General features: G+C 43.5%; 12 protein-coding genes. All 12 read right to left on the bottom strand.

What is annotated here, in order from left to right:
- Nucleotides 1-2: 2 nt before the first annotated feature.
- Nucleotides 3-1,490: an MBOAT family protein gene (locus tag JR334_11475; protein QRN85550.1), complete on the bottom strand. Its 1,488-nt coding sequence runs from the start codon at nt 1,488-1,490 to the stop codon at nt 3-5.
- 35 nt (nt 1,491-1,525) lie between these two features.
- Entirely contained in the window at nt 1,526-2,896 is a 1,371-nt protein-coding gene (locus tag JR334_11470; GenBank protein QRN85549.1) for a sugar transferase, read from the bottom strand.
- A 71-nt stretch (nt 2,897-2,967) separates the two neighbouring features.
- On the bottom strand, nt 2,968-4,134 hold the full coding sequence (locus JR334_11465) for a nucleotide sugar dehydrogenase (protein QRN85548.1): 1,167 nt from the start codon (nt 4,132-4,134) through the stop codon (nt 2,968-2,970).
- Nucleotide 4,135: 1 nt separating this feature from the next.
- The gene (locus tag JR334_11460) at nt 4,136-5,146 is read right to left on the bottom strand and encodes a GDP-mannose 4,6-dehydratase (protein QRN85547.1); all 1,011 of its coding nucleotides are present in this window, start codon (nt 5,144-5,146) and stop codon (nt 4,136-4,138) included.
- Nucleotides 5,147-5,271: 125 nt separating this feature from the next.
- Nucleotides 5,272-7,131: an adenylyl-sulfate kinase gene (gene cysC / locus JR334_11455; GenBank protein QRN85546.1), complete on the bottom strand. Its 1,860-nt coding sequence runs from the start codon at nt 7,129-7,131 to the stop codon at nt 5,272-5,274.
- Between the two features lies 1 nt (nt 7,132).
- Nucleotides 7,133-8,041 (bottom strand): sulfate adenylyltransferase subunit CysD, encoded by a 909-nt coding sequence (gene cysD / locus JR334_11450; protein QRN85545.1) that lies wholly within the window; start codon nt 8,039-8,041, stop codon nt 7,133-7,135.
- Nucleotides 8,032-8,796, bottom strand: a complete 765-nt coding sequence (gene cysQ, locus JR334_11445; protein QRN86926.1) for a 3'(2'),5'-bisphosphate nucleotidase CysQ — start codon at nt 8,794-8,796, stop codon at nt 8,032-8,034. The genes cysD and cysQ overlap by 10 nt, the downstream gene beginning before the upstream one ends.
- 27 nt (nt 8,797-8,823) lie before the next feature.
- Entirely contained in the window at nt 8,824-9,837 is a 1,014-nt protein-coding gene (locus JR334_11440) for a hypothetical protein (GenBank protein ID QRN85544.1), read from the bottom strand.
- On the bottom strand, nt 9,824-11,803 hold the full coding sequence (locus JR334_11435) for a hypothetical protein (GenBank protein ID QRN85543.1): 1,980 nt from the start codon (nt 11,801-11,803) through the stop codon (nt 9,824-9,826). The genes JR334_11440 and JR334_11435 overlap by 14 nt, the downstream gene beginning before the upstream one ends.
- Nucleotides 11,804-11,813: 10 nt before the next feature.
- On the bottom strand, nt 11,814-14,786 hold the full coding sequence (locus JR334_11430) for a glycosyltransferase family 2 protein (protein QRN85542.1): 2,973 nt from the start codon (nt 14,784-14,786) through the stop codon (nt 11,814-11,816).
- Nucleotides 14,758-15,552, bottom strand: coding sequence for an ABC transporter ATP-binding protein (locus tag JR334_11425; protein QRN85541.1), 795 nt, complete (start codon nt 15,550-15,552; stop codon nt 14,758-14,760). The genes JR334_11430 and JR334_11425 overlap by 29 nt, the downstream gene beginning before the upstream one ends.
- Nucleotides 15,553-15,562: 10 nt before the next feature.
- On the bottom strand, nt 15,563-16,348 hold the full coding sequence (locus JR334_11420; GenBank protein QRN85540.1) for an ABC transporter permease: 786 nt from the start codon (nt 16,346-16,348) through the stop codon (nt 15,563-15,565).
- Between the last annotated feature and the right edge of the window lie 8 nt (nt 16,349-16,356).

Here is a 16,356-nt window from a genome sequence, read left to right as displayed (position 1 = left end):
CGTTAAAACTGGAAATAAATGAATTCTTGAACATTCATCTCACCATAAAATCCGAATAATACAATGGAAAAGATTAAAACAAAATACAGGGACCACCGTAGCATCAAAGGCTCTTGTAGCAAACGATTCTTCAAGCCACTCAGTCCCTTATGCTGTTCTAGTTGCCAATCGTAAATCAAGACTACCATCATCGAAATCAGCAGAACACTCATCTCCACACGGTCCAAACCATAGCTGAAAAAGCGATCCGATAGTGCACCACTCGATACTAGCCGATTTCCTGAAAGCAAGAACAGTTTTCGGAAATATTGCCAGGCTTGGTGCAGGCTTTGTGAGCGGAATAGAACCATCGACAAGGTTACAAGAACAAACGTACTAGTGATTCTCACATAGCGATATGCAGGGCAAGTCGTACACCATCTGTTTAAGGTCTTATGCTGAATACTGAAACGATACCATAGATAGTCAAGGTAGTGAAGGATACCATGTAACATACCCCAAAGCCAATAGGTCAAATTGGCTCCATGCCATATACCGCTAACGGCAAAGATGACGAAAATATTGAAATGTGTTCTAGCATGGCTGATGCGGTTTCCACCCAAGGGGATGTAAACATAATCCTTAAGCCAGCTTCCGAGTGAGATATGCCAACGATTCCAAAAATCCCGAATGCCTTCTGCAAAAAATGGTTGTCTGAAATTGGTCATTAAATCTATGCCCATTATTTTTGATGCCCCGATTGCAATGTCCGAGTATCCAGAAAAATCACCATATACTTGAAAAATAAAGAATACCAGCCCAAGAATCAACTCCCACCCATCCGTGATGGTGTCTAGTTGGGAAAATACTGAATTTACATATACAGCTGCTCGGTCGGCAACCACAATCTTTTTAAAGAATCCAATCCCCATCATCAATAGTCCATCGTGTAATCTATCAAATTGAAAGGTATTCTTGTTTTTTAGTTGAGGCATCAAATGGTCAAAACGTTCAATCGGGCCTGCTACTAGTTGCGGAAAAAAAGAAACATACAAGGCAAAGTAGCCAAAATGATGCTCTGCTTTAATCTTTTTCCGGTACACATCGATTGAATAGCTCAAGGTCTGGAAGGTATAAAAAGAGATGCCCATCGGCAATAGAAAGTGGAATCCCACATCCATCCCATTGCCAGTTATTAGGCGACTAGCCAATCCATAGGTATAGCTGAAATATTTGAAAAAAAACAGTAAACCCAAATTGGCAAGCAGGCTCATACTTAGAAAAACTTTACGAACTTTTTGATTCTCAGATTTTTCCATCATCAAGCCAACCGTATAATCGACTAGAGTGGAAAAAAGAATGAGCACAATGTAAGCTGGATTCCACCACATATAAAAGAAATAGCTGGATGCCAATAGTAGCATCCATCTAAATCGTTGTCCGGGCACTACAAAGTACAGCAGAAGTACCACGAGATAGAACAATATAAAGGCCATTGAATTAAAGGACATATGGAAACCCCTTGCTTATGTATTCTGATTTTTTGTCAGTCATTTTGCGAGCGTCGTTTGGGACTCGGACCATCATACCGTTTCTTTATCCCTTCTGCAGAACCAGGCTGCAGGACCGTACGAACCGTCTGTAAAAGGATTCGGATATCCAATAACATGCTATAGTTCAAAATATAGAGCAAATCGAATTTCAGCTTATCCTTGACGTCCGTACTATATTTCCCATCTACTTGCGCAAGACCCGTTATGCCCGGCTTTACCCGGAAGCGGTCACAGTAGTTGGGTATGGTTTCCTTATATTGGTCTACAAAAAATGGCCGTTCCGGTCTAGGACCAACTAGACTCATCTCACCACGCAAGACGTTGATCAGTTGAGGCAACTCATCGATGCGTGTTGTTCTAAGGAAACTTCCTACTTTGGTAATACGGGGATCATCACTCGTCGCAAGGACTGGGCCTGACATTTTTTCCGCATTCACAAACATGGTTCGGAACTTATATAGCTCATACTCTTTTTCCTCTTTTTTTACCCGTTTCTGACGAAACATGGCTGGTCCTCTGTCCTCCACCTTGATTGCAATTGCTGCTAGCAGCATGAGGGGAGAAAAGACCACCAGCATAAGGAAGGCAACTACCAAATCCATGGTGCGCTTAAAGAATCGTTCTTCTAGTGACATCGACCGATTGTCCATTCTAAAAAGCAGGGTATCATCGAAACGAACCACCTTCGCGTTGCGGTAACCAATCTGCAAAATATCCGGTTCATACAAGACAGGCAAGTCATTCATTAGTGCAAAAGCAACTAAGCGCTGTCTTTCCTTGTCTGCGCAGATACTAGCCATATAAAGAGCATCGGTCTGTAGCAAGACATCATCTGTAATTTGGCTAACCGATTCAACACGAGCTACAACGTGGCAACGGTCATAGGACTTACTTTCCAGCTGTCTTTTAATAGCTTCTAATTCTCCTTTGGCACCAATCACAAGGATGCGAAGAGCCGGGACCCGCTTTGTATACATATGGTCGCGAACCAGCAGGAGTGGAAAGAGTAAGACCAGCTGGATAATATAGGCATAAATAAACAGTTTAGCCGGCAGGACAAATACGTTAAAACCGACCGCAATAACGACTAGACCAGCATTTCCAATCATGCCTGACAGCAGTAGGGATAAAAACACCTGGATGCCATCCATTGAGCCCGCTTCATGCAGCCCGAATACATCAAACAGAACCATCATACCAAGCAGCAGAAAGGGCATTAACACGGCAATATCAGAAAATAGGTAGACATGGCCATGCCGGTAATTAAAAAGGCTTAAGGCCAAATGGTAGGAATAATAAATAATTATCATCGACAAAATTCCCTGCAGGATGCCATATGTTTTACTTGCAAAATAATTCTTCATTGTCTTCACCATCCGCCATTCTTATTCCACTGATACCAAAGCAGTTCCAGATTTTTCCTGCCTAGTTGCTTTTAGTCTCTTGCATAGAGGTCTCGCGTATATACTTTTTCTGCAATATCTCTTAAGTCATCCGACATCCGGTTGGCAACAACGAGGTCTACCCTGTTTTTAAATTCCTCTAGATCCTTGGTCACCCTAGACTGAAAGAATTTCTCACCAGGATAGTCCGGCTCATAGACCAAAACCTCAATGCCTTTGGCCTTGATTCGCTTCATGATGCCTTGGATTGAGGAATGACGGAAGTTGTCGGAATTCATCTTCATGGTGAGACGATATATGCCGACCAATTGGGGATTACAAGCCACAATCCGGTCTGCAATATGGTCTTTTCTCGTTCGATTGGCATCCACAATTGCCCGAATCATGTTGTTCGGTACGTCTTGGTAGTTGGCCAATAATTGTTTTGAATCCTTCGGTAGACAGTAGCCACCATACCCAAAGGAGGGATTATTATAATGATTTCCAATTCGTGGATCTAATCCGACGCCATCAATAATTTGAGCTGTATTCAGACCCCTAATTTCTGCAAAGGTATCTAGCTCATTAAAAAAGGCTACACGCATGGCTAAAAAGGTGTTGGAAAATAGCTTTACGGCTTCTGCTTCTGTCGATTCCGTAAACAAAACAGGAATTTTCTCTTTTATGGCTCCCTCTTGCAGAAGCTCTGCAAAGATGCTAGCCCGCTCACTTCTCTCGCCAACGATAATCCTAGACGGATATAGATTATCGTAGAGTGCCTTCCCCTCTCGTAAAAACTCTGGTGAGAAAATAATCTGCCTTGTATTGAACTCTTTTCGAATTCGCTCCGTATATCCTACTGGCACAGTAGATTTGATGACCATCACGGCTTCTGGATTAATGGCCATTACCTCTTTAATCACCGATTCAATGCTACTAGTATCAAAGTGATTCAAATCTGGATCATAATTGGTGGGGGTCGCAATGATGATATAGTCAGCACCATGAAAGGCTTCGCTCGCACACAAGGTAGCTTTCAGATTCAAGGGTTTCGTCTGAAAAAATTCATCCATCAGATCATCTTGGAAGGGAAGGATTCTGTCGTTTACCTGTTTTACCTTACGAGCATCGATATCTAGCGCTACTACCTCATGATTCTGGGATAGCAAAACCCCATTAGACATGCCTACATACCCCATACCTGCTATGGCAATCTTCATACTAGTCCTCCTTCATGGTCCAATTTTCATAATAGCCTTTAAACCAGTTCACAAAACAATCTAAACCTTCCTCCAGCCCGGTCGTCGGTCTATATCCTATTGCTTTTTCTAGTTTGCCAGTGTCTGCATAGGTTGTTTCAACATCCCCTGACTGCATGGGAAGTAAGTTCTTTTGGGCCTTCTTGCCAAGCTTATTTTCCAAGATCTCGATAAACTCTAGCAATTCTTCCGGATGTGCGTTGCCGATATTGTATATCTCATGAGGCGCCTTCCCAACCTTTTGGGGTGGTTTTTCCAGCAACTTCTCCATGGCTTGCGTAATGTCGTCCACATAGGTAAAGTCGCGTCGCATCTTGCCATAGTTGTAGACATCAATGCCTTCACCCGCCATGATTTTCTCAGCAAATCTATAGTAGGCCATATCGGGTCTTCCCCAAGGCCCATAAACCGTAAAAAAGCGGAGTCCCGTCGCTGGAATACCATACAAATGACTATAGGTATAGGCCATCAGCTCATCTGCCTTTTTCGTTGCAGCATAGAGACTGACCGGTTGGTCCACCTTCATATCTTCTCGGAAAGGCAGTTTTTTTTCATCCCCATACACGGAGCTGGATGAAGCATATAGTAGATGCTTTACCGGATGACGCCGACAAGCTTCTAGGATACTTAAAAAGCCCTCCACATTGCTTGTTACATATTGAAAGGGTTGTTCCAAGGAGTATCTCACCCCAGCTTGTGCCGCCAAGTGAATGACGACTTGTGGCTGAGCACTCGAAAATAGGGATTCTAACTTTTCTTTTTCATTCAAATCCTGCTCATAGAATTGGAAAGCATCCTTATTGGCTAGAATAGCCAGTCTCGCCTCCTTTAGGGAGACATCGTAGTAGGAGTTCATATTGTCTATTCCCACTACTGTATGGCCGCTATCCAACAGTCGTTTCGCCATATGGTATCCGATGAAACCGGCTACCCCTGTAATTAAAATTGTATTGGAATCGCCTTGGAGTTGCATCTTGTCTCTCCTTATCCTGCCCCATCCTAGGGGATCGTTTCTAGCCAGCATTGCCCCTGATTGTTTTAGATAATTGTAAGTATACCAACTTTTTATCCCTTAGAACAAATATTCGTGACATTCCATCAGGATTCTATCTTCTCTTCCTTGTGGCAATGCGTCCACTCCCTTCGCGCTAGCAAGGTCTGTTCGATTTGTTTGACTATATCAGATAGTTCCATCCTACTAGTATCCACGCGCACATCCGGGTTTAGTGGCTCCTCGTAGGGGCTGCTAATACCAGTAAAATTGGGGATTTCCCCCTTTCTAGCCTTTAGATATAAGCCCTTGACATCCCTTTTTTCACATACTTCCATCGGTGTGTCCACATAGACTTCCAAAAAGTTCTTGCCAACGATGGTTCTTGCCTGCTCTCGGTCTTCCCGGTAGGGTGAAATAAGGGCCACCATAACCAGGAGTCCTGCTTCATTCATCAGCCTAGCTACTTCAGCTACCCTCCGAATGTTTTCAATACGGTCCTCTTCCGTAAATCCCAGATTCCGGTTTAGGCCATGCCGAATATTATCCCCATCTAAAATCATGGTATGTTTTCCAGCCTGCATCAACTTGCTTTCTAGGGCATTGGCGATGGTGGATTTGCCGGAGCCGGATAATCCTGTCAGCCAAATGGTTCCCGCTTGTTGATTTTTTTGCCTAGCTCGAACTTCTGGCGTAACGGTGGTCTTTTCCCAAAAAACATTAGTTGAACGCCTCATTGAATGGTTTATGGTGCCACAAGCTGAGGTCATATTGCTCACCCGGTCCATCAAGATAAAGGAGCCTAGGGTCTGGTTGTGCCGAAATTCCTCAAATACCATATTTTCAGATAAGGCTATGGTGCAAACACCGATTTCGTTTTTGATTAGGTGTTCCACCCGCAATTGTTTTCCCGTATGGACATCAATCCTATATTTAATCTCAAATATGGTGGCAGGAAGAAGCTTGGTTCCACATTTAATCAAATAACTTCTTCCCTCTACTAGTTCATGATCATCCATCCAGAGCAAGTTTGCCTCAAAAAGGTCCGCCAGTTGTACCTTGGTATCACTTGCAAGCACACAACCCCGAGAAACATCCACCTCTTTGTCTAACTGTATGGTCACAGGCTGCCCCAGCCCAGCTTCATCAACACATTTATTCGCCAAGTATAGGTCCTTAACCCTTGCCCTTTCCTGGCTGGGCAAACTTAGGACTTCATCTCCAACCCGGATGGTTCCTGATTCTATCTGTCCTTGAAAGCCGCGGAATTGTTGATTGGGTCTGGACACTCTTTGCACAGGCATGATAAAGCTTTTTTCTTGCTCTTTTTTGGTGACGTCAATCGATTCTAGTATTTGCAAGAGAGGCAATTTGTCGTACCATGGCATGTTTTTGGATACATTAGTCACATTGTCTCCTGCCGTAGCAGAAACAGGAATCACCTGTAACGACTCGAGGTCAAAGACGGCTGCAAAAGATTGAAACTCCCTTTTGATTTCTTCAAAACGATTTTTGTCATAATGAATCAAATCCATCTTGTTGACTGCAAGCAAGATATGCCTAATGCCCATCAAGGCACAAATTCTGGCATGGCGTTTGGTTTGCAGCTGAATTCCCTGCGTTGCATCAACTAAAAGAACTGCTAGGTCAGCAAAGGATGCACCTACGGCCATATTCCTGGTATACTGCTCATGCCCAGGGCAGTCTGCCACAATGAAGGATCTCTTATCCGTGGAGAAGAATCGGTAGGCAACGTCAATGGTGATTCCCTGTTCCCGTTCAGCCATCAGCCCATCGAGCAAAAGAGAATAGTCAATGGCACCATCTCTACTTCCTACACGGCTTTCCAATTCCAGGGCTTTTTCCTGGTCGGTAAAAATCAGTTTTGCATCGTAGAGCATATGACCAATCAAGGTAGACTTACCATCATCCACGCTACCACAAGTTATAAATTTCAACAGTTCCATCCTAGAAATACCCCTCCCGTTTGCGCCGCTCCATACTTGCTGCCGCTTCTTGGTCAATAACCCTGCTGGTCCGCTCTGAGGTTAGGGCCATCAGGGTTTCCTCGATAATCTTATCCAGGGTATCTGCATTCGATTCATAGCCACCGGTTAAGGGATAGCAGCCCAGGGTCCGGAACCGAACCTTCTCTACGACTACTTCTTCGTGCGCCAAAATACGCATGCGCTCATCATCGACCATAATGATATTGCCGTCACGGTGTATCACTGGCCTTTCCTTGGCAAAATACAAGGGTACTATCTCAATATTTTCTTGGCGTATATATTGCCAAATATCTTTTTCTGTCCAGTTGGAAATGGGGAATACGCGAATCGATTCTCCCTTGTTGATTCTAGTGTTGTATAGTTTCCACATTTCTGGTCTTTGATTTTTCGGGTCCCAAGCATGCGCTGAATTGCGAAACGAAAATATGCGTTCCTTGGCCCTGGATTTTTCCTCATCTCGCCGTCCACCACCAAACGCGGCTGTAAAGCCATACTTGTTAAGCCCTGCCTTCAAAGCCTCGGTCTTCATAATATCGGTGTAAGCTGCACCATGGTCAAAGGGGTTGATATTTTTATCTACGCCCTCTTGATTGGTGTATACCAGCATCTCAATGCCCAATTCTTTGGCCTTGCGATCGCGAAATTCAATCATTTCCCTAAACTTCCAAGTCGTATCGATATGCATAAACGGAAAGGGTGGTTTCTCCGGATAAAAAGCCTTTAAAGCCAAATGCAGCATAACCGAGCTATCCTTGCCCACAGAATAAAGCATCACCGGTTTTTCGCACTCCGCCGCCACCTCTCTCATAATATAAATGGCTTCCGCTTCCAACTGATCCAAATGTGTCATATTTCCTCCTACAACCATATGTTTTCTTTCCGGTTGACGATATAAAATCCTTTACGATTCAAACTATCTTCTCTATTGTAGTGCATGATGCTGCCATCCATTTGGCGAAAGATTCCTCCAGCTTCCTCCACGATACACTGCATGGCCGCCGTGTCCCACTCTGAGGTAAATCCATACCGGTAATATACGTCCGCATGACCCCTCGCCACCAAACAACCCTTTAGGGAACTGCCAACCGGTTTAATCTCCTGAATCTCCGCCTTATGTTCAAGATATAATTTCTGCTCTTCTTCACTGACATGAGACCGGCTGCAAACCACCCTAATGCTTGTTTTGCGCTCGCTTACTTGGATATTTTCTGTTATGCCGGTTCCCATATTCTTGTAGACGGCCCCATTGCATTCGCTAGCATAGTATAGTTCTTTTGTTACAGGCACATAAATCAAGCCCGCTATGGGATAGCCCCGTCGACATAAGGCAATATTCACAGTGAATTGTCCGTTTCTTTTTACAAATTCCTTGGTACCATCTAGTGGGTCCACCACAAAGCAGTACTCCTTTAAAAGCCTTGCCGGATTGTCCCTTCCCTCTTCCGAAAGAATCGCATACTCCGGATAGGCTTTTTCTAGAACGGATACAATAATGTCATTTGCTCGTCTATCCGCTAAGGTCAGTGGAGAATTATCTTCTTTCATGTCTACATGAAAATCTGTCTGGTAAACATCCATAATCGCCCTTGCCGCCTTCTTGGCAGCACCAGTCATACAATCCATCAGGTCTTGTGTTTTTCTATCCATGGTTTAGCTCCTGTCCGCTTCTTTCTCTAGATACGCCTTGTATGCAGTAAATACTTCAAGATAAAATGATTTCGGTATCCTAGTAGTCAATTGTTCAGCAATTCTTCCTTCTTTCGGATGCAGTAACTTTAGCTGATCATTAGGGGATAGATAACGGTTTATTCGCTGAATATACCCATTGATTTCATCCACCTGTTCTTGACTATACCCAATATCCAGCCGGAAGGGTAGATCCTTCACACTAGCCATTACTTGCAAGGGAATCCGACCATGGCATAGTCCTCTTTCCATATTTAGTTTGTTCTTTTTCATAAGTGGATACTTCTTATTGTATTTTTCTAAAAACAAAACTGCATATAAGCCTAGCGACGGATTGTCGTGTGGGGCAATTCGTTCTTCCAGTCCAGAAACATCCAACTTTATGCTATGAAAAAAATCTTGAATCAAATCCTTCTTATAGAAAGCGTCACAGCGAAAGGGCCTAAGGCAAAAATCATAGTCCGGACAAATCTCCATCCAATTCAGAATCCTTCGGTAATCACAGTTGTCGATTAGGGTATTCATCTGTTTAATGATGCTATCGCTACCATTCTTGATGCGCTGTTGAATGGAGCTATTAACAAAGGAATCGAAATCGCGCACATAACAGATTACCGTGATTTGCTCAAAGTATTGACCAAGCATGGTCTTCAAACGGCGAATCTCCTCTTGGCTAAAGAAAAGCAATTGTTCCGAGGAGATGATGGTATTTTCCTCTTTCGAGGTGAACTCTTTTATCCATAATCCATGCCAGTAATCTTCCATTACAGCATAATTCAAGATTTTCTTTTGGATTGGTTTGGTGCACGCTGCCCGGATTGTCGCAAAGATGCTTTTATTTTGAGGGTGGAGTGAGACCGGGTAGTGAATATTGTTTTTTTCCAAATGGGCTGCGTTGTTTGCTAGAAAAGATTGGATTGAAGATGAACCTGCTTTGTTCATCCCAATATGCAATATTAGCTTCTTACTTTTCTTCATCGTTCACCCCAACCATTTCCAGCGCCTTATTATGACAATTCATCCATTCCACAAATACGGCTTCCTCCAGATATTGCTCCTTTATCTGAAATGCACCAGCAAACGCATCCTGCAGGATCTGGCGTTCCGCTTGGTTAAAGGCTGCTTCTAATTGTATATTGTCCATCAGCTTGTTTGAATACAAGGTATCTCGCAAATCCTCCAAGACATTCTCAGCAAGACCAAAAATATCCGTATCCCCATCCGACCACTTAGAAAGACAATATTGCAGTAGAGCGGCAACCCGGACTGAATCTTGTATGGGATTTTCCGTGCTGCACCCACTAAAACATTGTTCTGTAATGAGTTTCCCACTCCCCGTATCGTCTACTAGGCGTTTCGCCGTTTGCACAAACTGCACATACTCCTTTTTCATCTTATCTACTGTTTCATCCTCCAGCACCCTGCTTTGAAGAGTCCAAAACACATAGGTGGAAAAAGAAGGCAGCACCAAGGTTACCGAACCCTTGTGGAAACCAAGCGCATCTAGGCGGTAGTCTCCCGCCAAACAGTCTGTCCATTTAACGCGAATGCAGTATTCCTTTTGTTTGCCGATACGTTGCATTAACCTCTCTCGAACTAGGGGGTTAAGAAGGCCCCCTTCCTTTTGTTTCATACTTTTTCTAGGTATGCGTCCCTCAGCAGCCCCATAGAGAAAAAAATGCTTTATCGCAGGCATCCTCGAATAGTCAATATCCCCATAGGTGTTCTTATACAGTTCTTCATCAAAATCTACCCTATTTCTAAAAAGTAGATATTGGATCCAGCTAAGACCTCTTGCCGGCCATCTTTTTATTTTTCCCCATTCCTTTGCAACATCCCATTTTTTAGCCGCTTTTCGCCTGGGCGCCTCCAGGCTGTTTTCAAGTTCCATAATCTTTTTATTCTTATCTTCAAGCAACTTGTTGTAGGCATTAATAATTTCTACATAATAGTCCGTATCCAGAATAGAAGCCGGCAAATCCAGGCTCCCCGCGTCAGCTTGACCTTCTACCTTCTCCTCCGGCAAAGTGCATTCAATTCTTTCTTCTGCTGGTAAAAATTGATTGACATAGCGCACCTGGGCTTGCATATTTTTTCGAGTCTGTAGGTCGTAGTGCAAGGGAATATCAATTTTTCTTCCCGGAAAGGCAGCAAACACCTTGGCTGGCAGTGGCTTACCCGCCAGCCCCCGTTCTTCATTCAACAGTCCTGACTTGATGGTGGGATACTTTCGATTCAGTTCATACAAAAACAAGGCAGATTCAAGATTCAATGATTCATTCTTCCGGTTTGACCCGATTACTTCCGGCTCAATTTCCACTCCACAACCATGATAAAAGAAATCCCTTTCCAAAGCCCCACCGTAAAACGACTTCTTTTGGAAAGGACGAACTATGACGTGTTCGCTACCGAAACTCGCCGTCCAACGTAAGAGCAGTTCCCTGTATCGTATGTCAATTTTTCTGCCCCGGTAATACTCCAGAAAGGATAGATCCGACGGAGTATATCCATTCTTAATGTCCTGTTGCAACATGCTGGGAATATATTTCCCAGGATCTCTAAAATAAACAATCACCGTTACCTGGTCGAATAGGGGGCCTACAAAGGAACGTAGTCTTTCTACATCTTCATAGCTATAAAAGGACATAGTTTCACTCGACACGATGGCTGTTCCCTGCTCCATGGTTTTCCACAAGCTAGCCCATTTCTTTTTGAGTTGTTGCACTTGCCAGCCCACATCCGTAGAGCCATAGTTCTTTTTCCAGTCATATGAATACGCAGGATTTTCCTTGAACAAGGGGGAAAAACTATGATTGTTGTGATGCATCTGCGGATAATAGTAGATATCCTTTTTTCGTAGCGCAGCAGCCGATGAGTGTAAACAGTCCTGTATTGAGCTCGTTCCTGTTTTCATGGTGCCAATATGGATTAATAGCTTTCTCATATTTTCCTCACTATGCCTTATGTTTGATCTTTCTCAATATTCCGTAGGATTTTCTACAAAACTGCACAAATTGGGGATGAGACGCAAACTTTACCTTAAAGCGGCGCTTGAATTCCCCACGATTATATAGAAGATAGAAGAGGGCCTTAGATAGCGTTCTGCGGCCATATAGGAACTCTGGTTCAACCCCTACCTCCATGCTCGATTCCACGTTTTTACTAGTACCGTTATGCATATACTCCTGTTCCGCTAGGGAACGTTTCCAGATCTGGAATATGGAAACCCTTTCTCCATCTACTTTGGTTTCCATATGTTTGAATAAGCGCTTATCCATCTCCACATCAGAAAAGAGTAAGCGCTGCAAACCCCGGTCCACCCCATAGGCCCGATCACCTAGACAGGTTGCATATTCCCCATAGACTAGCTTGAAGTCTTGGGCTAATTGCAGCAAGCCCCTTCTCATTTCCGTCACCAAATACTTGTTTATGACCGCTGTATTGATTTCTCTTAGACTGGCACCTTGGTCTGTGGCAAGCCTAGCAAGGCTCGGATTCAAAAAGAATTCTTCGATACTCGATGACCAAATGACGTTTCGGTCTTCAAAATATTCTACCGTTTCACTATGGTTTTTTGCATGCAATACGAATTGTTGTACTTCCGGAAAAAACTCTCTAAAATAGTCTTTTTCCAAGGGAAGGTGCCCATAGCTTAAATAGGCTGTTTTTTCTCCACTAAATATTTCTTCCTTCCGCATCGTTTCATGGTAGGACAGGTCCTCGCATGCAGCCCTTATATTTGGAAGCAAGTCGTAATATTCTTTCTCGTCATGAAAGAGTTCATCGCTTATTGAAATCGTTTGCTCTATTTTCTTTCTTACTTCGTCTGGTAGGTCGAAGATATCCAAGAGTCGTTTCCAAGAAAGCTGCCGAAGATCTACATACAGCGGAAGGCGAAGGTCCGGCTTTTTGCATACGGCTCGCAACATATCTAGTCGACTACGGTCTGAACAAAGCAATTCACAAGTGGGACTTTCGCCAAAGATGGTTTTATACACCAAACTGATGGAATCAAACAAGTTCGCATCCACCACCAGTTTTTGGATACCATGGTGCACAATCCTCTTGTGTAACCACAGGCAGGCCCCCACCAGGTAGAAACCGACTGGGTAATAGCCGTAGAGGACTGGTTTTAGTAAAAAGTCTGAATCTAGACAGCTTTCGTTCAGCAAGGTACTGTAATAGCGTTTTTGGAGTAAACTGCCTAAGAGTCTAAGTAGGAGTTCATAATGATTCGCGCAGTCCCGGGATTGCCACTCGCTATGGCTCTTGCTTAGGCATCCCAAATACGCCATCGCTTCCGTCATATGTTTGTGGCGCTTAGGATAAAATAGCTTTCCTTCTTGTAAGCCTGCTCCTTTCGCTTCTTCTTCCGCTACAATTTCCAATACCTGATTTGGCTCTAGGCTACCCAAGGCTTCTAGGTCAAGTACTTTCATCCGTGCTGGGTCAAACTTCTCTTTTTCCCAGTTCTTCGCTAGTGCTTCTTCAACAAGGGAGCCCTCATGCAAGGTATCGTTTACGATGATTACACCTTGGTTTTTAGACAGATGGACTTGCATGCAATCCAATAATTCCTGGTGCAAATACACCCTCTTGGCAAAGCTTGCTATTTCTTTTTGTTTCATGTCTTGCAGACTTGTGTCTGAATATTTGCCGCTCGCCTCCAACAAATCATATACTCGGTCCAACGGCCTTACTTTTTCAGAAGCATGGCCTAAACCTTCTGCTTGAATTACCCGTCCTGCCCACGCCCTCATGGTGGGGAAATCGGTGTCTTCAAGTTCTGTCCCCAGGCAAAGAAGGAGAAGGTCATCTTGGACGCATAGATTGCCCACCAGGCATTGTGAAGCCCGGATGACCAACAGTTCTCTGTTCGAGAAGGCGATGGATTCTAGCAAGTCTTCTAGCCGACTCGACCAATCGCGCTCATAAAGATAGAAATAGTTATCTGTGACTTCAGCCGGTTTAAGACTCGTCATCGAAAAAGAATCTTTTAAGTAGCTGCTCAGCTTTTTCTTTACATTGGGTGATAATAGGGTTCCCTTGATTTTTTGGTCATAGCTATATACTTCCCGTTCCTTCCAAAAAGTCAAATGTGCACCATACTGTTCATATAGGCCGACCTTTTTTAGAAAGTTTTCCATCAAAGAAAAGGAAAATACCAGATCGTCGATAAGCTTGATAAACTTGTTCTTATCCCCGGCAATGCTGGTCGTGGAATAGACATTCTTGATGTAAAAATAGCCCTCATAGTCAATGCTTTCATAGTGCTTGGCATAGTAATGCAAGAGCATGGTGTGGAATACATCTTCATAGTTTAAAAAATGTCTGTCGATATGGAGGTTTTCTTTGGCCTTGTCCCATAATTCCCTACGGTACAACTTATTCCATAAAACCACCCAGTGGAAAGCATATCTGGATTTTTCCATAAAGGCCTCCATAATCTGGCTTCCCCTGAGGCTTTCTCCCGTCGGCCGGTTCAAAAAACTGATGGATTTTCTCTTGTTGATTTCATCCACAACCACTAGATTCCCACAAACCATATCGGCACCCGTTTGCTGGGCCTTTCGCATCAAGCGCCGGTAGAAGTCGACCCCCAGATAGTCATCGCTATCTACGCAGGCGATATAGTCTCCTTTTGCTTGGTGAAAGGCCGTCATTCTTGCTGCAAATACCCCCTGGTTTTTCTCATGTTCAATAAAGCGAACCCGAGGATCCGCTTCCAGGTAGGGTTGTATGATTTCAGTAATATTGCCGGGGGAACAATCGCTAACCACAATGACCTCGAGGTTCTTATAGGTCTGCCTTAGAATACTATCTAAACAACGTGGGACTAGTTTCTCAGTGTTGTAGACCGGTACCAAAACAGATATTTTGGGTTCTTCCATAAACTGTCTATCTCGCCTTGATAAATCGTTTATCATTTTGTCTTCCTTTTCTTCGTTTTTGCATCGCCTCAGCATACGCTTCTGTTATTTCTTCTGACGGTCCCTGTCTCACCATACAGCCACCATCTAGCCATATGGTTCTGGATGTGAGTTCCTTTACGCTATCTAGATTGTGGGTACAAAGGATAACCGTCTTCTGGTCGGTCATTAATTGTTTCATGGTATCGTAACTTTTTTTCTTGAAACGAATGTCCCCCACCCCTAGGACCTCATCTAATATCAATATCTCCGGGTCAACCTTACTCGCAATGGCAAAACCAAGCTTGGCTCGCATGCCCGATGAATAATTCTTGACGGGAATATGGATAAAATCCTCTAACTCCGAATATGCCACAATTTGGTCATAGACTTGGTCGATATAGGCCTTCTTCTTGCCCAGTATGGCAGCATTTAGATAAATATTTTCTGCTCCTGTGAACTCATTTTCAAATCCAGCCCCCAGTTCGAGAAGGGGGGCAATCCGGCCCTTCACTTGAACCCTACCGGAGGTGGGTTTCATTACACCAGAGATTATCTTAAGCAGTGTGCTCTTCCCTGCACCATTGGGGCCAATAATCCCAATCTTCTCTCCCCGTTCAATACACAAGGTGATGTCGTCTAGGGCTAAAAATCTCTTTTTCTCTACTTTGCCATGCACTCTATGTATAAGGTATTCTTTCAGACTGTCAATTTTTTCTCTAGGCACAATATATTCCATGCCAACATGGATAAGAGAAATGACCGGCTCTTGTTTGCACTGCATATTATCCTCCTTAGAGATACAAGATAAAATCATCCTGTTTCTTTTTAAAATACAAGACTCCCAAAATCAAACTTACAAGTGCCAAGACTGTACATAGCAAGAGATTTCTAGGCTCCGGTGCCAGCCCATAGTAGGCCACGCGCCGAAATCCCTGTAAAAAATGAAATACCGGATTCCATTGCAGAATAAATTGGTATTTTTCCGGTACGATTTCGGGTGGATAAATGATGGCACTGGCAAAATATAGGGCATTGGTAAACACCTTGTAGATGTGCTCCATATCCCTAAAATAGACTGCAATGGCGGCTAAAATCATCCCCACTCCCGTCGTAAAGAGGAAAATAAGCAACATATAGGGAATGCTCCATAGAATGTTTATATTCACCGGATGTCTGGTTACAAGCATAATCAATCCTAGATCCAAAAGAGAAATTAGAAAAAAAATGTAGTTTGAACATATTCGCGACAAAGTAAGAATATACTTGGGTACATAGATTTTCTTAATCAAGGGGGCACTCGATATGATCGACATCAGGGCCACCGAAGAACCCATCGTGAAAAACTGAAACAGCAAGCGACCCGTCAACAAGTAGACTGGATAATTGCTCACGTTTCTTTTTAGCAAGGAGGAGAATACGATGGATAGAATGACCATATCTAGGAGTGGACTCAATAGGCTCCAAAGGATTCCTAGATAAGAATTCTTGTATTTTTTTTTCACATCACGCATGGTCAACAGATAAAAGAGATATCGATGGTCCATGAAATTGTCTACTTGTTTTTTTAACCCATTCATAAGCTGTG

The organism is Clostridia bacterium (assembly GCA_016887505.1).
In the GTDB taxonomy this organism is placed as follows: Bacteria; Bacillota; TC1; order TC1; family UBA5767; genus UBA5767.
Note: the sequence above shows the minus strand (reverse complement) of the source record. Positions and strands in the feature narration are given on the sequence as shown.